Here is an 18,821-nt window from a genome sequence, read left to right as displayed (position 1 = left end):
TGGTCCTAGGTCCAGGAGCCGAGGCGGGGCGCGTCCCGGCGTCGGTACTGTCGGGAGTATGGGCGCCTGTGACCGCGAGGAGCTGCGCGAGGTGAGCGCGGCGGTGCTGGCCGTCACGGCGCACCTGTCGGTCCGCGAGGTCCTGCAGACGATCGTCGCGGCCGCCCGGCGGCTGCTGGACGCGCAGTACGCGGCGCTCGGCATCCCCGACGGCAGCGGCTCGTTCCGCGAGTTCCTCGCCGACGGCCTCTCCGACGCACAGTGGCGGGCGATCGGCCCGCTCCCCCGCCAGCACGGCCTGCTCGGCGCGATGCTGCACGACCCGAGCCCGGTGCGCTCGGCCGACATCCGCACGCACCCCCGGTTCGAGGGCTGGCCGGCGGGGCACCCGGACATGGTCGACTTCCTGGGCATGCCGATCGTCGACGGCGAGGAGATCCTCGGCGAGATCTTCCTCGCCAACAAGCGCCCGCAGCCGGGCCGGCCGCACCGCGACGGCGGGTTCAACGCGCAGGACGAGGAGCTGCTGCGCCTGCTCGCCGCGCACGCCGCGATCGCGATCGTCAACGCCCGCCTGTACGAGCGCGGCCGCGAACTGTCCATCGTGGAGGAGCGCCAGCGCATCGCGCGGGAGCTGCACGACGCGGTCACCCAGAAGCTGTTCAGCCTGCGGCTCACCGCCGAGGCCGCGGCCGCGCTGGTGACCCGTGACCCGCAGCGGGCCCTGGCCGAGCTGGACACGGTGCGCCGGCTGGCCGCCGACGCGACCGACGAGCTCAAGGCCGTCGTGGTCGGCCTGCGCCCGGCGGACCTCGCCGGCGACGGCCTGGCCACGGCGCTGCGGCGGCAGGCCGAGCTGCTCGACCGGGTGCACGCCGCCCGGATCCGGTTCACCGGCGACCAGGTGCCGAAGTTGTCCGGGGAGCGGCAGGAGGCTGCGTACCGGGTCGCCCAGGAGGCCCTGCACAACGCGCTGCGGCACGGCGAGCCCAGCCGGGTCGACATCGAGCTGCGCCGCTCGGGCCGCGGCTTCACGTTGCGGGTCACCGACGACGGCACCGGCTTCGACACCGGCGGCGGCTCCGGCCCGGCCCGCCCGGCCGCGCAGCGCAGGCTGGGGCTCGCCTCGATGCGGGAGCGCGCCCGCAGCGTCGGCGGCAGGCTGAGCGTGACGTCGAAGCCGGGCGCCGGCACGACCGTCACCATGGAGGTGCCCGGTGGCTGCTGAGCCCGCCCCGGCCCGGATCCGGGTGCTCGTCGTCGACGACCATCCGGTGGTGCGGCAGGGCCTGCGCACGTTCCTCGACCTGCAGGACGACATCGTGGTCGTCGGCGAGGCGCACGACAGCGCCTCCTGCGTCGCCGCCGCCGAGGCGACCTCGCCCGACGTGATCCTGCTGGACCTGAAGATGCCCGGCGGCGACGGGGTCGAGGCGCTGCGCGCCCTGCGCCGCCCGGACCCGGCGAAGGTGCTGGTCATCACCAGCTTCACCGACCCGTCCGCGGTCCTGCCCGCCGTACGGGCCGGCGCGGACGGGTACGTGTACAAGGACATCGACCCGCCGGCGCTGGCCGCCGCGATCCGCGCCGTGCACGCCGGGCACGTCCTGCTGCACCCGGACGTCGCGCGGCTGCTCGCCGACAGCGGCCCGCCGCCGGAGGCCGCGCACCTCACCGCGCGGGAGCGGGAGGTGCTCGCCGAGGTCGCCCGCGGCCGGTCCAACCGGGAGATCGCCCGGCAGCTCGGCCTGGCGGAGAAGACGGTGAAGACCCACGTGAGCGCGATCCTCACGAAGCTCGGCGTGCAGGACCGTACGCAGGCCGCCCTGTACGCCGTCCGCTCCGGCCTCGACTGACCGGCTCGCGCGGTCAGGCGGCGCTGACGTCGCCGATCGCCTGGTCCAGCATCTCCAGGCCGCGCGCGATCTCCTCGTCGGTGCTGGTCAGCGGCGGCGCGATGCGGAACGTCCCGCCCATCCCCGGCAGCTGCACCACGTTGAGGTGCAGCCCCAGCTCCAGGCACCGCCGGGTCACCGCCGCACCGATCCGGTCGGCGCCGGCCGCCGGTACCGTGCCCGCGTCCGGATCCACCAGCTCGATGCCCTGCAGGAGCCCTCGCCCCCGCACGTCGCCGACGACCGGGTGGCGGCGCTGGATCTCCAGCAGCCCGTCGCGCAGCCGCGCGCCGAGGACCCCGGCCCGCACGTCGAGCTGGTCGCGTTCGAGCACGTCGAGGACGGTGTTGCCGACCGCGGCGACGAGCGGGTCGGACACGTGCGTGGTGTAGAACAGGTAGCCGCGCTCGTGGGCCCGCGCCTCGATCTCGGCGCTGGTGAGGACCGCGGCCAGCGGCAGCCCGGCGCCGAGCGTCTTGGACAGGGTGAGCATGTCCGGCACGACGCCGTCACGCTGGAAGGCGTACCAGGTGCCGGTCCGGCACAGCCCGGTCTGCGCCTCGTCGAGGATCAGCAGCATGCCGCGCTCCCGGCACTTGCGCTGCAGCGCGGCGAAGTAGCCGGCGGGCGGCTCGATGACCCCGCCCGAGCTGAGGATCGGCTCGACCAGGCAGGCCGCGAGGCTGCCCACGGACTGCGCGTCGACGAGCGCGAAGGCCAGGTCCAGCTGCCGCTGCCAGTCGTGGCCCCCGTCGGGCGTGGTGAAGTCCGGCCGGTACGCGTTCGGCGTCGGGATCGCGATGTTGCCGGGGGCGTTCGGCCCGTACCCCTTGCGGCCGGCGCTGTAGGTCGCCGCCGCGGCGGCCTGGGTCATCCCGTGCCACGACCCGGCGAACGACACGATCTCGTGCCCGCCGGTGACCAGCTTCGCCATCCGCACTGCGGCCTCGTTGGCCTCCGCGCCGGTGGTGAGCAGCAGCACCTTCGTCAGCGGCCCGCCGTCGCCGCCCTGCAGGCCGGTCGCTGCCTTGCTGACGGAGCCGGCGAGGCGGCGGCTGAGCTCGACCACGGGCCGCGACAGCATTCCGCTGAACAGGTGGTCCAGCGTGCCGATCTGCCGGCGCACGGTGGCGACGATCTCGGGGTGGGCGTGGCCGAGGATGGCGCTCATCTGCCCGGACGTGAAGTCCAGGATGCGCCGCCCCTCCTCGGTGTACACGTAGCTGCCCTCGGCCCGCTCGATGATCTCCGGCGTGAACGCGCCGCCGTACCGCACCACGTGCCGCCGCACGTCCTGCCAGAACTCCTGCCGTTCCTCAGCCATGCGACCGACCGTAGGCGAGGGCATTGTCAGGCTCCAGCGCATCATCCCGCACATACTGTGCGGGGGAACCGGACAACAGGGGGTGCCGCGTGCTCGACCCGTGGCGGCTGCGGCTGCTGACCCTGCTGGAGAGCCTCGGCACGGTCCGGGCCGTCGCCGGGTCGGCCCGGCTGAGCCCGTCCAACGTGTCGGAGCAGCTGGCCGTGCTGGAGCGGGAGGCCGGCACGCAGCTCTTCGAGCGCGCCGGGCGCCGGCTGCGGCTCACCCCCGCCGGCGCGGCGCTGGTCCGGCACGCGCGGGTGATCCTCGACCAGATGGACGCCGCCCATGAGGAGCTCGCCGCGTTCGACGCCACGGACGCCGGGCTGACCGGCGCGGTGCGGCTGGGCGCGTTCACCAGCGCGCTGAACACGTTCGTCCTCGCGTCGGTGCGCGACCTCGCCCGCGCCCACCCGCGGCTGCGGGTCACCGTCTGGGAGCTGGACCCGGCCGAGAGCGTGGCGGCGCTGCAGCGCGGCGAGTGCGACGTCGTGGTCACCGCCGACCCCGGCAGCGACACCTCCGACGTCGTGCACACCCCGCTCGCCACCGACGAGATCATGCTCGTCACGGCCGCCGGCGCCGATCACCCGGCGGACGGCGGGCCTGCCGACCTGGCCGGCTTCGCGGGCCGCCGCTGGAGCACGGAGCTGCCCGGCACCTGGACGTACGACCTGGTGACGACCGCCTGCCGGCGGGCCGGGTTCGAGCCCGACCTGGCCGGGTGTTTCGCCTCGTACGGCTCGCTGCTGGCGCACGTGGAGGCCGGCCTGTCGGTGACGCTGCTGCCGGAGCTCGCCGTCGACCGGCGCTTCCGGGTGGCGGCGCGACCCGTCCGCGACCCGATGCGCCGCCGGATCACCGCCGCGGTCCGCCGCAGCTCCGCGGGGCGCCCCTCGATCATCGCGGCCGTCGAGGCGCTGCGCCGCGCCAGCCGCTGACCGCCGCTGCTGCCCGCCGTCCGTGCTTTCAGCTTCCGGCGGTGTCCGGGGTCGCCGCGCGGAGGTGGGCCAGGACGAGCGGGTCGATGGCGTCCTCCACGAGGCGCTCCTCGAGGTTCTCCACGCCCGCCCAGCCGCCCAGGTCGGCGAAGCCGAGGGAGGTCAGCCGCCGCGATACCTCGTCGGCGAGGGCGCCGACCAGCGGCAGCAGGGTTTCCGGGTCGGGCCTGCGGAAGTACAGGTCCCACAGGTCCATCAGCGTGCCGAGCCGGGTCACCGGGTCCGGGTCGTCGTCGACGCGCAGGTCGACCTCGACGTCGCTGAGCCCGCCGTAGCCCGCACCGCGGCGCACGACGATCAGCGCGGCGCTCTGCCGGCCGCGGCTGTCCCCGCCGGCCCGGTCCCCCGCGGCGAGCGCGGCGTGCAGGCGCCGGGCGAGGGGCGCGCCGGGGTCGGCCAGCCAGGCGGACTCCATGTCGAGCACGACGTCGGCGCCGGTGAGGATGTTGCCCTGGATCGCATAGCCGTCCCCGGCCACGCCGCCGGCCCACGGGAAGCACTCGTCGCCGGTGAACGTCGCCCCCGGCCCTTCCCGCCCGACGACGCCGAGCTGCCGGGTGGCCCGCCCCGAATCGGCGGCGGTGAGGCCCGCGATCGTGTCCGCGGCGGCGGTGCCGGTCCGCAGCATCGCCAGCCCCTGCACCCGGTACGCGAGGTTCGCGAACGACTGGGTCGCGAGCGCCCCGACCTCCACCTCGACGGCCGGGACGGCCGCGCCGACACCGAGGAACTTGCTGGCCACCGCCACCCCGAGGGACAGCCCGTCAGGGGACCGCCCGACGATCGAGAACGTCATGGCGCCCACCGTAACGGAACCGCCGCCCGCCGCGGCGGGCGCTGGCCCGGCGGCGCAGGGTGGCCCGGCGGCGCAGGGTGGCCCGGCGGCGCAGGGTGGCCCGGCGGCGCAGGGTCAGGACGGCAGCGCGCTCGGCGGCTGCGACAGGCAGACGAACGGCCCGCGCACCCCGGCGCTGAACCGCTCCGCCGCCCGCAGTGCCACCTCGACCCGCCGCTGCGGGGCCATCCGCGACCCCGCGGTGGCGAACAGCGCGCCGAGCGCGATCTCGTCGCCGACGCCGACCGCCGCGTACCCGTCGGCAGCCTCGGCCACCTGGTAGTCGTCGTGGACGGTGAACAGCCGCCCCTTCACCCCGACGAGGAAGGTGCCGCCCTCCTCGCGCTCGCTGTCGCGGCGCGCCCAGCCGCCGGCCTTCAGCGCCTCGCGGACGGAGTCGATGAAGCGGGTGGCCATGAACCGCTCGATGTCGCCGACCGGTTTCGGCGGCTTCAGCGCGTACCGGATGAGCTGCCCCATCCGGAAGGACGTGGTGAACCCGAACAGGTACCCGTTGTTGTGGAACACCTTGCTGTCGGCGCGCACCGTGAGACTCCACCCGGATGCACCGGCGCTGTCCCCGCCGATGTACACGGTGCCGCTGTGCACCAGCCCGACGATCGCCGTCATACCCCACCCCCGTCCGCGACAGACCCGGCAACCGCCGGCACCACCCCAGGCGACTCAAGCACAGTGGGGGCAGGGGTGGCCTCCGCGGCACCCCCGCTCGTGGTGTCCGTCGCACCGGCGTACCGGGCGAGCCCGTCGACCATGAGGTCGATCGCGAACGCGAACCGCTCGTCGCCGCTACCCTCGGTCATCGCCCCGGCCATCGCGACGAGGTTCGGGAACCGGTCGGCGGGCAGCGACCCGAAGTAGTCGCGGACCTGCGCCAGGTAGGGCCCGGCGTCCGCCTCCGTGTGCCGGCCGTGGCTGGCGTGGATCGCGGACTCGACGGCGTCGGCCACGATCACCAGCGACATCTGGTCCATGCCCCACGCCGCGATCCGGTCGGGGATCCCGGCGCCGCGCAGCACGGCGAGCATCGCCTCGGTGTACCGCAGCGCGTTGGGCCCCACGGGGATGTTGGCCCGGGCGACCTTGACGAGGTCCCGGTGGGCGAGGAACACCGCCCGGCTGTCCCAGCAGCTGCGCTTGACCACCGCCGTCCAGTCCCCGGTGCCGGCCGGGGACCCGGATGCGGGGGTGACCGGCAGCGGGATCTCGCCCATGACCCGGTCGAGCAGCTGCTCCAGCAGCTCGTCCTTGTTGGCGAAGTACGCGTACAGCGACGCCGCACCGGTCCCCAGCTCCTGCGCCACCCGCCGCATGCTCAGCGCGTCGAGGCCGTCGCGGTCGACCAGCCGCAGCGCGGCCTCGATCACGGCCTCCGCGCTGAGTGGCTGCCGCGCGACGGGCGCCTTACGGCGGCTCCGCCACGGCGGCTCCGGCAGCCCAGGCTTCTCCTTCTCGGGCTTCTCCTGCCCGGGCGGGACGCTGGCCTGGTTGGGCTCGGGGACGGCGCGGGCTGGCACCGGCCAATCCTACTTGACACGAACGGTGTTCGTACATAGAACAGTGTTCGTGACTGACGAACAGCGTTCGAACTCCATATCCCCTCACACCACCGCCAAACCGCCCGAGCCGTACCGGTGGCGCTGGGCCGTCCTCGCCGTGGTCCTCGCCGCCGAGGTGATGGACCTCCTCGACGCCACGGTGATCGCCATCGCCGGCCCCTCGATCCGCGCCGACCTGATCGGCGTGCAGACCGCCGGCGGCACCGCGTTCCTGCAGTGGCTCGCCGCGGGGTACACCCTCGCCTTCGCCGTCGGCCTGGTCACCGGCGGCCGGCTCGGCGACATCTTCGGCCGCCGCCGCATGTTCCTGGCCGGCGCCGCCGGGTTCACCCTCATGTCGCTGCTGTGCGCCGTCGCACCCGGCCCGGCGTGGCTGGTGGCGTTCCGCATCCTGCAGGGCCTGGCCGGCGCGGTCCTCATCCCGCAGGGCCTCGGCTTGATCAAGGCCGCGTTCCCGCCGGCGCAGATCGGTGCCGCGTTCGGCGCGTTCGGCCCGGTGATGGGCCTGTCCGCGGTCTGCGGCCCGATCCTCGCCGGGGTCCTCGTCGACGCCGACCTCTTCGGCACCGGCTGGCGGATGATCTTCCTGATCAACCTGCCCGTCGGGGTCGCCGCCCTGATCGGCGCCTGGCTGGTTCTGCCCCGCCCCGACCTGGACCGGTCGGCGCTGCGGCTGGACCTCGCCGGCACGGCCCTGCTCAGCGCGTCCCTGCTGCTGCTGGTCTTCCCGCTGGTGCAGGGGCGCGAGCTCGGCTGGCCCTGGTGGGCGTGGGCCATGACGGCCGCGTCCGCCCCCATGTTCCTGGTGTTTCAGCGGTACCAGCAGCGCCTGCACCGACTGGGCCGCAGCCCGCTCATCGAGCCGAGCCTCCTGGCCAAACAGCGCTTCACCGCCGGGCTGCTCGTCGGGCTGATCTTCTTCGCCGGGCTGATGGGGCTGACCCTGATCCTGAGCGTCTACCTGCAGCTCGGCCTGGGCTTCTCGCCGCTGCGGGCCGGCCTCACCCAGTCGCCGTGGGCGTTCGGCACCGCCGCCGGCGCGGTCGCCGGCCACGTGCTCAGCGCCCGGTTCGGCGGGCGGCGCCTGCTCGTCGGCGGCACCGCCGTGCTCGCCGCGGGCGTGCTCGCCCTGCTGGTCACCCTGGCGGTCGCCGACGGCCCGGTCTCCTCCGTGGCCCTGCTGCCGTCGCTGCTGGTGCTCGGCGTCGGCATGGGCTGCTCCATGGCGCCGTACTTCGACATCGTCCTGGCCGCCGTCGACGAGCACGAGGTCGGTTCGGCGTCCGGCACGCTGACCGCGGCCCAGCAGGTCGGCGGCGCGATCGGTGTCGCCGCGCTCGGCACCGCGTTCTTCGCCTGGGCGCAGCCGCAGCAGCTCGGCCGGGTCTTCGACGCGGCCCTGCGGCACGTGCTGTGGCTCGAGCTGGGGCTCCTCGCCCTGGCCGCCGGCCTGTCGTTCCTGCTGCCGCGGCGGGCCCGCGACGAGCCGCCTCAGGACGCGGCCGTGGCGGCCCCGGAGGTGCCCGCACCAGTGGCGTGACGTGGGTTAACCCGGCCGTTCTCGGGGCAACAGGTACCTGCGGGCGAGAGGAGAAGCGATGACGTACACCGTGAACGACCGGCCGGCCACCGCACCTCGGGTGCAACCCCCAGCGGTCCCTGCCACTGCCACCGTTGCCTCGGCGACCGACCACCGCTCCACCGCGGACCTGGTCAAGCTGGCCGCCGAGCAGATCTCCACCCTGGTGCGCGACGAGCTGAAGCTGGCCCAGGTCGAGCTGGCCCACAAGGGCAAGCGGGCCGGGCGCGGCTTCGGCATGTTCGGCGGCGCCGGCCTCGTCGCCCTGTACGGCGTGGGCGCGCTGCTCGCCGCCGCCATCATCGGCCTCGCGGCGGTCATGCCGGTCTGGCTGTCGGCGCTGATCATCGGGGTGGTCCTGCTGGCCGTCGCCGGCATCCTCGCGCTGCTCGGCAAGTCCCAGGTCAGCAAGGCCGGGCCGCCGGTGCCGCAGGACGCGGTCGCCAGCGTCAAGGCAGACATCGACACGATCACCCACTCCGTGAAGGACCGGGGGCACCGATGACGGCGACGGAGTCGAAGAACAGCCACAACGGCCACGCCACCCCCACCGACCCCGAGGCGCTCCGGCAGGAGATCGCCCGGACCCGGGCGGGGCTCGGCGAGACCGTCGAGGCCCTCGCGGCCAGGGCCGACGTGAAGGCCCGCGCGCAGGAGGCCGTCTCCACCTCGGTGACGGCGGCGAAGCTGCGGATGCGGGAGGGCGTCGAGCAGGTGGCGGTCAACGCCGCCTACGCCGGCCGCGAGCTGCGCATCCACCCGCGCAAGGCCCTGGAGCGGTCGCTGCAACGGATGGTGCACTCGGCCCGTGAGCGCCCGGCACCGTGGGTGGTGGCGAGCGGGCTGCTGGTCCTCATGGCCCTCATCGGGTACCGGAAGGGACACGAGTGAACAAGATCCTGTACAAGCCGTTCAGCATCGCGTTCAGCGTGGCCGGCGGTGTCGCCGCCGGGGTCGTGTTCAAGCAGATCTGGAAGCGTCTCTCCGGCGAGGACGAGGCGCCCCAGGCGACCTCGCGGGACTACGGCTGGGGCGAGGTCCTCGCCGCCGCCGCCCTGCAGGGCGCGATCTTCGCCGTGGTCAAGGCGGCGATCGACCGCGGTGGCGCGGCGGGTGTACGGCGCCTGACCGGCGACTGGCCCGACTGATTCCGTCCCGCACGATCCGATCGTCGACAGGGTCTCCCTCCACTCGGGGAGGCCCTGTTTCGCGCCTGTGCCTTTGTTCTTGTCTTTGTCCACCGGCCCGTGTGTCCTTGTCCACCGGCCCGTGTGTCCTTGTCCGCCGGCCGGTGGACACCATGTCGTCCGGCCTGGGCCGGCAACGCACGCACTCCTGTCGCGGAACCGTCCCGCGCAACACGGCGGGCCCACAGTCAGTCCTGCCAACGTGATCCAGCGCCGGCGCCGCACGAGGGAGCGGCACCGGCGCGTGGGAGTCCGGTGCCGGGCCCGTCGGGCGGACAGACCCGGCACCGGAACCCCGAGTCACGGCGAAGGGCCGGGCCGGCAGGCCCGGCACCGGCACCGGCACCGGCACCCCCGAGTCACGACGAAGGGCCGGGATGCCCCAACAACATCCCGGCCCCTCCACCACACCGGGCGCCTCACCAAACGCCCGTGGGTCGTCCACTCCGCCGCCGCGGCTACCGCAGGAGTGCCTGTGCGCGGTCGCGGACGTCGGCGTACACCTTGCGGGTCTGCGCGGCCGGGCCGGCCAGGGTCTCCGCCGCGGCGGCCGTCCCCGGCACCCGCCAGGCGGGGGCCTCCGCGCCACCGTCGAGGACCCATGCGGCCTGCCGGGCGGCGCCCAGCGCGACGTACTCCCCCGGGTCCGGCACGCTGACCGGGACGCCGAAGAGGGCCGGCGCGACCTCGCGTACCGCTGCCGAAGCCGCGGCACCGCCGATCAGCAGGATCCGCTCGACCGGCACGCCCAGGCCCCGGACCGCGTCGATGCCGTCGGCGAGCCCGCACAGCATGCCCTCGACCGCCGCCCGGGCCAGGTTCGCCGGGGTGGCGTTGCCGCGGGTGATGCCGTTGAGCAGGCCGCGGGCGTCGGGCAGGTTCGGGGTGCGCTCGCCGTCGAGGTACGGCAGCAGCGTCAGCCCACCCGCCCCGGGCGCCGCCGAGCGCGCCAGCTCGTCCAACGTGGACAGATCGACGCCGAGCAGCGTGGCCACCGTCGACAGGACCCGTGCCGCGTTGAGGGTCGCGACGAGCGGCAGGTGCCGGCCGGTCGCGTCGGCGAACCCGGCGACCGTGCCGCTGACGTCGGTGACCGGCCGCTCCGAGACGCCGAAGACCGTGCCGGAGGTGCCGAGCGACACCACCACGTCGCCGGGGCCCAGGCCGAGCCCGAGCGCGGCGGCCATGTTGTCGCCGGTGCCCGGCGCAAGAAGGGCACCGGCGACGGTCTCACCCACCACCTCGGCCGGCCCGGCGACCCGCGGCACGGCCAGATCCCGGCCGAACGCCAGCCGCAGCAGCTGCGGCTGGTACGTCCCGGACGCCGGCGACCAGTACCCCGTCCCGGAAGCGTCACCCCGGTCCGTGGTCGGACCGCCTTCGCCGCCGGCGCGCAGCAGGTGCGTGATCCAGTCGTGCGGCAGCATGACGCTGGCGGCGCGGGCGGCGTTGGCCGGCTCGTGCTCGGCGACCCACCGCAGCTTCGTCACGGTGAAGCTGGCCACCGGCACGAGCCCGGTCGCGTCGGCCCATCCGGCGGCCCCGCCGGGCAGCTCGGCGATGAGGTCGGTGGCGGCGCCGGCGGAGCGCGTGTCGTTCCACAGCAGCGCGTCGCGGACCACGGCACCGGCCTCGTCCAGCAGCACCATGCCGTGCTGCTGACCCCCGATCCCGATCGCGGCCACGCCCTCCAGCAGCGCGCCGTCGCCCGTAGCCTCGCCGAACGCGCGCCACCAGTGGGCCGGGTCGACCTCGGTCGCGTCGGGGTGCCCGGCCCGGCCCTCCCGCACGACCTCACCGGTGTCGGCGTCGCAGACGAGCACCTTCGTCGACTGGGTCGACGTGTCGACGCCCGCGACGAGCCGCCGTCCGCCCGTCAACGGTCCACTCACGAACGGACACCCAGGAGGTGCTCCATCGCCAGCTGGTCCAGGTACTCGAACGCGCTGCCCCGCGCGGCGAGCTTGTCGACGTCGAACTCCTCGGCGCGCAGCGACTCGATCGTCTCGCCCTCGCCGAGGGTCGGCTCGTGCAGCTCGTTGACCCGGGCCGCCTCGAGCGCCGCGGCGACCTCCGGGTCGGCGCGGAACGACTTCACCCGCTCCTTGAGGATCAGGTAGTTGCGCATGCACGCCCGCGCGGTCTCCCACACGCCGTCGTAGTCCTCGGTGCGCGGGGGCTTGTAGTCGAAGTGGCGGTAGCCCGTGTACCCGCCGGTCTCGAGCACGTCGACGGTCCAGAACGCGCCGCGCAGGTTGCCCGCGCCGAAGCGCAGGTCCTGGTCGAAGCGGGGGCCGTGCTGGCCGTTGAGGTCGATGTGGAACAGCTTGCCGTGCCACAGCGCCTGCGCGATGCCGTGGGCGAAGTTGAGCCCGGCCATCTCCTCGTGCCCGACCTCGGGGTTGAGGCCGACACGGTCGGGCTCGTCCAGGGTGGAGATCAGGGCGAGGGCGTGACCGATCGTGGGCAGCAGGATGTCGCCGCGGGGCTCGTTGGGCTTGGGCTCCAGCGCGAAGCGGATGTTGTAGCCCTGGTCGCGCACGTACGCGCACAGCAGGTTGAGCCCTTCGCGGTACCGGTCGAGCGCGGCGGCGACGTCCTTCGCCCCGCCGGACTCCGCGCCCTCACGGCCGCCCCACAGCACGTAGGTCTCCGCGCCGAGCTCCGCCGCCAGGTCGATGTTGCGCAGCACCTTCTTGATCGCGAAGCGGCGGACCGCGCGGTCGTTGGAGGTGAAGCCGCCGTCCTTGAAGATCGGGTGGCCGAAGAGGTTGGTGGTGACCATCTCGACACCCACGCCGGTCGCCTTGAGCGCATCCTTGAAGCGGGCGATCAGGTGGTCGCGGGTCGCGTCGTCGCTGCCGAACGGGAACAGGTCGTCGTCGTGGAACGTGACGGCGGCGGCGCCGAGGTCCGACAGGCGGTGGACCGCCTCGACCGGGTCGAGGGGGGCGCGGGTCGCGGCGCCGAAGACGTCCTGGGCCTGCCAGCCGACGGTCCACAACCCGAACGAGAACTTGTCGGCGCGGGTGGGCTGGTAATCGTTCATGAGTACCTCTTCGCGGGGTGTTCGTTGGCGGATGGCTAGCACCCTACGCCGCTGGGCGGGGTTAGTTCAATATCGGAACTAACCGGGATGCACCTGCCTACGTATCCTGAAAAATCCTGCTCAATCGGTACGAAGCATCGCAGGATTCGGTGTCGTTGCGGGCTTCGGCGGCGGAATGGGCTTCGGCGGCGGAGCGGGTTTGCGGCGCGCTGCGGGCGGCGGGCGGCGCGCCTCGGTGGTGCGGTCGCGTCTGCGCTGTCGGCGCAGCAGTCCCGCGATGCCAGGCGCGCGGCGGTCCCCTGTGGCGCCAGGGGCGGCGGTCCTGTGGCGTCAGGCGCGGAAGACGACGCGGTAGTAGGTCTCCGAGTGCTGCAGCGCCAGGAGCACCGCGCCCCGCACCTCGGCGTCGGGGCCGAGCACCGACGCCCGGATCTCGACGCCGCGCAGGGCCGGGGCCAGGGCGTGCCGGGCCACCGCGGCGCGCAGCGGGTCCAGCAGCAGATCGCCGATCGGGGCGAGCCCGCCGCCGACCACGAGGACCGCCGGGTTGTACGCGTTGATCAGCCACGACGCCGCGAGCCCCAGGTGCGCCCCGATCTCGGCGATCACCGAGGCGGCGAGGGCGTCGCCGGCGCGGGCCGCCGTGGCGACGTCCCGGGCGTCGAACGTGTCCAGCCCGGCCAGGCTCGACGGCTCGCCGGCGGCGAGGGCGCGGCGGACCGCGCGGACGATCGCCGGGCCCGACGCGACGGTCTCCAGGCAGCCGACGTTGCCGCAGTTGCACGGCTCCTCGTTGCCGGGCACCGCGTTGTGCCCGATCTCGCCCGCCGTGCCGCCGACGCCGTGGAACACCCTGCCGTCGGAGAGGACGCCGGCGGAGAGGCCGGTGCCCGCGTACAGCAGCGCCAGATCTCCGACCCGGCCGCCGGCGCCCTCCAGGTTCTCCGCGACGGCCGCGGCCTGGCCGGCGTTGTGGACGTACACGGGGGCGCCGAGTTCGGCGGCAAGAATGTCGCGGACCGGCACGTCCCGCCAGCCGAGGTTGGGTGCGAGCAGGCACACGCCGGTGTGGAAGTCGGTGAGCCCGGGCAGGACCGCGCCGACGGCGGCGAGCCGGGCGGTGGGCAGCGCCGTGCCCTGGATCGCGGCACGTGCCTCGGCGGCCACCATGCGCAGCGCGTCGCCCGGTGAGACGCCGCCGGCGGCCGTGCCCGCAGCGCCGGCGCCACCCGCGCCGCCGGCGGCCGTACCTGCGACACCGGCAGCCGTGCCCGCGACGCCGGCGGCCAGCGCGGTCGGCGTCGGGAACTCCCGCCGGGCGATCTCCTCCCCCGCCGCGTCGCCGATCGCGACGGTGGTGCGCCGGGCGCCGATGTGCGCGCCGACCACCAGTTGGGAGCGGGCGTTGAACTCCAGCAGGATCGGCGGCCGCCCGCCGCTGACCGCGGTCGAGCCGGGCCCCACCTCGCGCACGAGCCCGTCGGAGATCAGCTCGTCGACGATCGCGGACACGGTCGGCTTGGCCAGGGTCGTGGACCGGGCGATGCTCGCGCGGGAGACCGGCCCGCCCTCCTTGACCAGCGCCAGCACGAGCGAGCGGTTGACCTCGCGCATCACGTTGTGATCGGCGCCGCGGCGGGGCTCGGGTGAGCGCTCACCCACGCGTTCGTCTGGTCGCATAATCCGACAACGCTACCCCGGCGATCACGCGCGAGCGCGCACCCTACATTGGTAACGGACATTCCCCACCGGCTAGCTCCTGAAGCTGGCCCCCGCGACGGGTCCCATGGTCCGTCACGGGTACGGCACGCTCTCTGCGGGAAGGCAGTCTTTGCCATGCACATCTCGGCACGCGGCGACTACGCGGTGCGGGCCTCGCTCGGCCTGGCGGCCGCCTACCCGGCGGTCGTGTCGGCCGCCGGTCTCGCCGACGAACAGGAGATGCCCCGGAAGTTCCTCGAAGCGGTCCTGGGTGACCTGCGCCGCGCCGGCCTCGTCCGCGGCCAGCGGGGCGTCGACGGCGGCTACGTCCTGACCCGCCAGCCCTCCGAGATCATGGTCGGCGACGTGCTCCGCGCCGTCGACGGCCCTCTCGCCGAGGTGCGCGGCGTCCGGCCGGAGGAGGCCATGTATTCCGGCACCGCCGAGCACCTCCAGCAGCTGTGGGTCGCGGTGCGGGCCGCCGTGCGCAACGTCCTGGACGAGGTCAGCCTCGCCGACGTGGTGCGCGGCCGGATGCCGGCCCACGTGCGGCGCCTCACCACGCCGCCGCAGGCCTGGCAGCCGCGCTGAAACTCCCGAACCCGGGGTGACCGGCCCGTCACGGACCTACGCTCAGGGCATGTCCAAGGCGCATGACCCCTATCTGCAGGCGGCCGAGGGCTTCCTGCACGCGATCCGCGACGAGCTCGACATGGCCGACGACCTGCAGATGGACCGGACGCTGCAGGTCACGCAGACGTACGCGCTGGTGAGCATCGCCCGGTCGCTGAACGTCCTGAGCGACCAGGCCGAGGGTGCCGACGACTCGCCGCTGGCCATGGCCGGCAACCTGATGGGCCGCTGAGCCGTCCAGTCCGGCCGCTGAGCGGTACGGTCCAGCCGCTGAGCCGTCCGGCCCGGCCGGGGGTCAGACGGCTCCGGCCGGGGATCAGACCGCGGCGTCGGCGGTGAAGGCGTCGCCGACCTGGGCCACGTACCCGGCTGCGGCGGTCCCCGCGTTCGCCAGCTCCGACTCGACGACCGCGAGGCCAGGCGTCACCGGCACCGCGCCGAGCTCGCCGAGCAGCTCGCGCAGGTTCCGCTCGGTCGCGTCGGCCTGCGCGCGGACCCCAGCCGTCACCACGGTCACGGCGGCGACGTCCTTGAGCCCTTCGGCCGGCAGCTGGTCCAGCAGGACCTTGAGCACTCCCGTGTACGTGCCCTTGTACGTCGGCGTCGCCACCACCAGCACGCTCGCCCGCCGGAGCCGCCCCAGCGCGTCCGCGACGGCGCCGTCGCCGGTCTGCAGCAGGCGGGTGCCGAGCGCCGCCACGTCGATGGTGTGCGGCACGGGCTGGCCGAGCCGGTCCGCGAGCGCGGCCCCGACCTCTTCGGCCAGGTGCAGCGTACGGGAGTGCGGACGCGGATTACCGGAGAGCACGACGATCATGCCGCCAATCCTATCTCCTATCGACCCGATCGGAAATAGCAGAAGGTGGAGCCTCGTTGACCTTGGAATGTCCGGCTCGTTCAGGCGGGTCAAAGCTTCCAAGGTCAAACTGCCCCCTCGCCCAGCCCACGACAAGCTCAGCCCACGGGTTTGTTCGCGGCCGCAGGCCGCGTCGCGGCCGTCCACGGCCGCGTTGTCGCAACCGCCAGGTCGCGTCGGGGTGACTGCACGCGGGCCTGGCAGGGAGGGCCGCCAAGGCCCGACCGGTGGCTGACGGGAGCTGCGGACCGCGCCCACGACGGACCGGAGCAATCCGCATCGGCGACCGGAGCAACCGGACCGCGCAGGCGGCGGTCAGACCCAGGCGCGCGGGTCGGCGACCAGGTCGCGGACGCGCTCGGGGAGCTCGCCGGTGACCACGTCGTCGATGGTGACCGTTTCGAGGATGAGCCGCTCGTTGGCCCGCAGCGCGATCCACACGTCCTGCAGCGCGGACGCGGCGCCGTGGTAGCCGAGGTCCTCGGGGCGCTGGCCGCGCACATTGGCGAGAGGGCCGTCGATCACGCGGATGATCTCGGCGAGGCTGATCTCGGAGGCGGGGCGGGCGAGCCGGTAGCCGCCCTCCGGGCCGCGCTGGGCGACGACGACGCCGCCGCGGCGCAGCTGCAGCAGGATGCTCTCCAGGAACTTCGGTGGGATCTGCTGGGCGGACGCCAGACGGTCGGCGGTCACTAGCTTGCCGTCACCGGCCGATGCTGCCAGCTCCGCCACCGCGCGGAGGGCGTAGTCGACCCGGGCTGAAAGACGCATGTCTCATCCTCCCACGCGTCGCAACAGGCCTTCCTGCACGGCCGTCGCGATGTGTCGCCCGTCGCGGGTGAACATGCGGCCCGTGGCGAGGCCGCGGGCGCCGGAGGCGGAGGGGCTGAGCGAGTCGTAAAGGAACCACTCGTCGGCGCGGAAGCCGCGGTGGAACCACAGGGCATGATCGAGGCTGGCGCCGGCGAAGCCGCCGGGGCCCCAGACGGCGCCGTGCACGGCGAGGACCGAGTCGAGCAGGGTGAGGTCCGAGGCGAACGTGAGCGCGCACGCGTGCAGCAGCGGGTCGTCGGGAAGCTTGCCGTCGATGCGCATCCAGACCCGCTGGGTCGGGGACGCGGGGCGGTCGCCGGGGCGGACCCAGCCGGGCTCGCCGACGTAGCGCACGTCGATGGGGCGCGGGATCTTCGACCAGATGCCGGCGCGCTCCGGGTACTTGGCCAGCCGCTCCCCCATCGTCGGGACGTCTTCCGGCAGGGGTACGCCGGCCGGCGCGGCCTCGTGATGGTCCAGGCCGTCCTGGGGCAGCTGGAACGACGCCGACATGAAGAAGATGACCTCGCCGTGCTGGCGGGCGACGGACCGCCGGACCGAGAAGGAGCGACCGTCGCGGATGTTCTCCACCGAGTACGCGATGGGCACGGTCGGGTCGCCGGGCCGGACGAAGTACCCGTGCAGCGAGTGCACCTGGCGCTCGGCATCGACGGTGCGGCCGGCGGCGACGAGCGCCTGACCGGCCACCTGCCCGCCGAAGACGCGCTGGGGGCCGACCGGTGGGCTCATGCCCAGGAACCGGTCGTCCCCCAGCGCTTCGAGGTCCAGGAGTCGGACGAGGGCGTCTACCGCCGCTTGTCCACTTGCGAGCTCATCCACCCCTGCAATCTAGAGGTAATCACGCGCTGTGTTCGTGTGACAGTGCTCCCAGCTGGTGCACGCGCAGCGTGTTGGTCGAGCCGGGCGTGCCGGGCGGGGAGCCGGCGACGATGACGACGTCGTCACCGGCGCTGAGCCACGGCAGGCCGGCCATGGCCATGTCGACCTGCTGGAACATCTCGTCGGTGTGCTCGACGAACGGCACGTCGAACGTCTGCACGCCCCATGACAGGGCCAGCTGGTTACGGACCGTCGGCTCGGGCGTGAACGCGAGCAGTGGCAGCTCGCAGTGCAGGCGGGCGAGGCGGCGGACCGTGTCACCGGTCTGCGAGAAGGCGACGAGCGCCTTGGCGCCGATGTTGCGGGCGATGTTGGAGGCGGCCGAGGTGAGCGCGCCACCGCGGGTGCGGGGGTCGTGCTGCAGCCGCGGCACCGACAGCGAACCGCCCTCGGTGGTGGCGATGATCCGGGCCATCGTGGAGACGGTCAGGATCGGGTACCGCCCGACGCTGGTCTCGCCGGAGAGCATCACGGCGTCGGCGCCGTCGAGCACGGCGTTGGCGACGTCGGACGCCTCGGCGCGGGTCGGCCGGGCATTCTCGATCATGGAGTCGAGCATCTGCGTGGCGACGATGACCGGCTTCGCCGACTCGCGGCACAGCTGCACGGCCCGCTTCTGCACGAGCGGCACCTGCTCGAGGGGCATCTCGACGCCGAGGTCGCCGCGGGCGACCATGACGCCGTCGAACGCCGCGACGATCTGCTCGAGGGCGGCGACCGCCTCCGGCTTCTCGACCTTGGCGATGACCGGGCGGTGCACCCGCTCCTCGTCCATGATCTCGTGGACGAGCTTGATGTCGTCGGGCGAGCGCACGAACGACAGGGCGATCCAGTCCGCGCCGAGCTGCAGCGCGAACCGGAGATCCTCGGCGTCCTTCTCGGACAGGGCGGGGACGCTCACCGCGACGTTGGGCAGCGAGACGCCCTTGTTGTTTGAGACCATGCCGCCCTCGGTGACGAGGACGGTGATGTCGTTTCCTTTGACGCCGGTGACCTCGACGGCAACCTTGCCGTCGTCGATCAGCAGCCGGTCGCCGGCCTTCACTTCCTGCGGCAGCTTCGTGTACGTGCACGACACGCGGTCGGCGGTGCCGACGACGTCGTCGCTGGTGATGATGGCCGTGTCACCGGTGCGCCACTCGTGGGGCCCGTTGGCGAAGCGACCGAGCCGGATCTTGGGACCCTGGAGGTCGGCGAGAATGCCAACGGAACGGCCGGCGGCAGCGGCGGCCTCACGGACGAGAGCGAACACCGCGGCGTGGTCCTCATGGCTGCCGTGGCTGAAGTTGAGCCGCGCGACGTCCATCCCGGCGTCGACGAGGCCGCGAATCCGCTCGGGCGACGATGTAGCGGGTCCGAGCGTACAGACGATTTTTGCGCGTCGAGTCACTCCTTGAGGCTAGCCCCTCCGCACCGTGACGGTTCGGCCGAC

General features: G+C 73.9%; 20 protein-coding genes. 9 read left to right on the top strand and 11 right to left on the bottom strand.

The annotated features are described in order from the left end of the window. Nucleotides 1-58 precede the first annotated feature (58 nt). Together AB0H83_RS02055 and AB0H83_RS02050 are read left to right on the top strand one after the other, a co-directional pair. Entirely contained in the window at nt 59-1,228 is a 1,170-nt protein-coding gene (locus AB0H83_RS02055; RefSeq protein WP_360085321.1) for a GAF domain-containing sensor histidine kinase, read from the top strand. Beyond that, nucleotides 1,218-1,856, top strand: a complete 639-nt coding sequence (locus AB0H83_RS02050; RefSeq protein WP_360085318.1) for a response regulator transcription factor — start codon at nt 1,218-1,220, stop codon at nt 1,854-1,856. Before AB0H83_RS02055 ends, AB0H83_RS02050 begins: the two co-directional genes overlap by 11 nt. 13 nt (nt 1,857-1,869) lie before the next feature. On the opposite strand, the gene AB0H83_RS02045 is transcribed toward AB0H83_RS02050, so the two are convergent. After that, nucleotides 1,870-3,219, bottom strand: a complete 1,350-nt coding sequence (locus AB0H83_RS02045) for an aspartate aminotransferase family protein (RefSeq protein WP_360085315.1) — start codon at nt 3,217-3,219, stop codon at nt 1,870-1,872. Nucleotides 3,220-3,308: 89 nt separating this feature from the next. Here AB0H83_RS02045 and AB0H83_RS02040 point away from each other — a divergent pair, with 89 nt between their 5' ends. Beyond that, the gene (locus AB0H83_RS02040; RefSeq protein ID WP_360085312.1) at nt 3,309-4,199 is read left to right on the top strand and encodes a LysR family transcriptional regulator; all 891 of its coding nucleotides are present in this window, start codon (nt 3,309-3,311) and stop codon (nt 4,197-4,199) included. A gap of 28 nt (nt 4,200-4,227) precedes the next feature. On the opposite strand, the gene AB0H83_RS02035 is transcribed toward AB0H83_RS02040, so the two are convergent. From AB0H83_RS02035 to AB0H83_RS02025, 3 genes are all read right to left on the bottom strand, one after another. Further along, nucleotides 4,228-5,055, bottom strand: coding sequence for a DUF1028 domain-containing protein (locus tag AB0H83_RS02035; RefSeq protein ID WP_360085309.1), 828 nt, complete (start codon nt 5,053-5,055; stop codon nt 4,228-4,230). Nucleotides 5,056-5,169: 114 nt separating this feature from the next. After that, nucleotides 5,170-5,724, bottom strand: a complete 555-nt coding sequence (locus AB0H83_RS02030; RefSeq protein WP_033359696.1) for a hypothetical protein — start codon at nt 5,722-5,724, stop codon at nt 5,170-5,172. Then, entirely contained in the window at nt 5,721-6,629 is a 909-nt protein-coding gene (locus AB0H83_RS02025; RefSeq protein ID WP_360085305.1) for a TetR/AcrR family transcriptional regulator, read from the bottom strand. The genes AB0H83_RS02030 and AB0H83_RS02025 overlap by 4 nt, the downstream gene beginning before the upstream one ends. 49 nt (nt 6,630-6,678) lie before the next feature. Here AB0H83_RS02025 and AB0H83_RS02020 point away from each other — a divergent pair, with 49 nt between their 5' ends. From AB0H83_RS02020 to AB0H83_RS02005, 4 genes are read left to right on the top strand one after another with little or no spacing between them, the layout of a single operon-like run. Then, nucleotides 6,679-8,211, top strand: coding sequence for an MFS transporter (locus AB0H83_RS02020; protein WP_360085302.1), 1,533 nt, complete (start codon nt 6,679-6,681; stop codon nt 8,209-8,211). Between the two features lie 58 nt (nt 8,212-8,269). Further along, nucleotides 8,270-8,755, top strand: coding sequence for a phage holin family protein (locus tag AB0H83_RS02015; protein WP_360085299.1), 486 nt, complete (start codon nt 8,270-8,272; stop codon nt 8,753-8,755). After that, entirely contained in the window at nt 8,752-9,141 is a 390-nt protein-coding gene (locus AB0H83_RS02010; RefSeq protein ID WP_360085296.1) for a DUF3618 domain-containing protein, read from the top strand. The genes AB0H83_RS02015 and AB0H83_RS02010 overlap by 4 nt, the downstream gene beginning before the upstream one ends. Then, nucleotides 9,138-9,398, top strand: coding sequence for a DUF4235 domain-containing protein (locus AB0H83_RS02005; RefSeq protein ID WP_360085293.1), 261 nt, complete (start codon nt 9,138-9,140; stop codon nt 9,396-9,398). Before AB0H83_RS02010 ends, AB0H83_RS02005 begins: the two co-directional genes overlap by 4 nt. Nucleotides 9,399-9,895: 497 nt before the next feature. Here the strand turns inward: AB0H83_RS02005 and xylB are convergent, their stop codons facing one another. From xylB to AB0H83_RS01990, 3 genes are all read right to left on the bottom strand, one after another. After that, nucleotides 9,896-11,329 (bottom strand): xylulokinase, encoded by a 1,434-nt coding sequence (gene xylB, locus AB0H83_RS02000; RefSeq protein WP_360085290.1) that lies wholly within the window; start codon nt 11,327-11,329, stop codon nt 9,896-9,898. Then, nucleotides 11,326-12,486 carry a xylose isomerase gene (gene xylA / locus AB0H83_RS01995; protein WP_360085287.1) on the bottom strand — a complete coding sequence of 387 codons (1,161 nt, stop codon included), beginning with the start codon at nt 12,484-12,486 and terminating at the stop codon, nt 11,326-11,328. The genes xylB and xylA overlap by 4 nt, the downstream gene beginning before the upstream one ends. A 330-nt stretch (nt 12,487-12,816) precedes the next feature. Next, complete coding sequence (locus AB0H83_RS01990; RefSeq protein WP_360085284.1) at nt 12,817-14,100, bottom strand: ROK family protein; 1,284 nt, start codon at nt 14,098-14,100, stop codon at nt 12,817-12,819. A gap of 222 nt (nt 14,101-14,322) precedes the next feature. Between AB0H83_RS01990 and AB0H83_RS01985 the strand changes: the two genes are divergently transcribed. Beyond that, a complete protein-coding gene (locus AB0H83_RS01985) occupies nt 14,323-14,778 on the top strand; it encodes an Rrf2 family transcriptional regulator (protein WP_033359691.1) in 456 nt (151 codons plus the stop codon). Between the two features lie 49 nt (nt 14,779-14,827). Further along, entirely contained in the window at nt 14,828-15,052 is a 225-nt protein-coding gene (locus tag AB0H83_RS01980; RefSeq protein ID WP_360085279.1) for a hypothetical protein, read from the top strand. An 84-nt stretch (nt 15,053-15,136) separates the two neighbouring features. Here the strand turns inward: AB0H83_RS01980 and AB0H83_RS01975 are convergent, their stop codons facing one another. The 4 genes from AB0H83_RS01975 to pyk form a co-directional block, all read right to left on the bottom strand. Further along, nucleotides 15,137-15,637, bottom strand: coding sequence for an NADPH-dependent FMN reductase (locus AB0H83_RS01975; protein ID WP_360085276.1), 501 nt, complete (start codon nt 15,635-15,637; stop codon nt 15,137-15,139). Between the two features lie 354 nt (nt 15,638-15,991). Beyond that, entirely contained in the window at nt 15,992-16,447 is a 456-nt protein-coding gene (locus AB0H83_RS01970) for an Rrf2 family transcriptional regulator (protein ID WP_360085273.1), read from the bottom strand. 3 nt (nt 16,448-16,450) lie between these two features. Continuing rightward, nucleotides 16,451-17,329, bottom strand: a complete 879-nt coding sequence (locus AB0H83_RS01965; protein WP_360085270.1) for an acyl-CoA thioesterase II — start codon at nt 17,327-17,329, stop codon at nt 16,451-16,453. 19 nt (nt 17,330-17,348) lie between these two features. Next, nucleotides 17,349-18,779 (bottom strand): pyruvate kinase, encoded by a 1,431-nt coding sequence (gene pyk / locus AB0H83_RS01960; RefSeq protein WP_360085267.1) that lies wholly within the window; start codon nt 18,777-18,779, stop codon nt 17,349-17,351. Between the last annotated feature and the right edge of the window lie 42 nt (nt 18,780-18,821).

The sequence above is a fragment of the Dactylosporangium sp. NPDC050688 genome, from assembly GCF_040654515.1.
Taxonomy (GTDB): domain Bacteria; phylum Actinomycetota; class Actinomycetes; order Mycobacteriales; family Micromonosporaceae; genus Dactylosporangium.
This window is presented reverse-complemented; position numbering and strand designations above follow the sequence as displayed.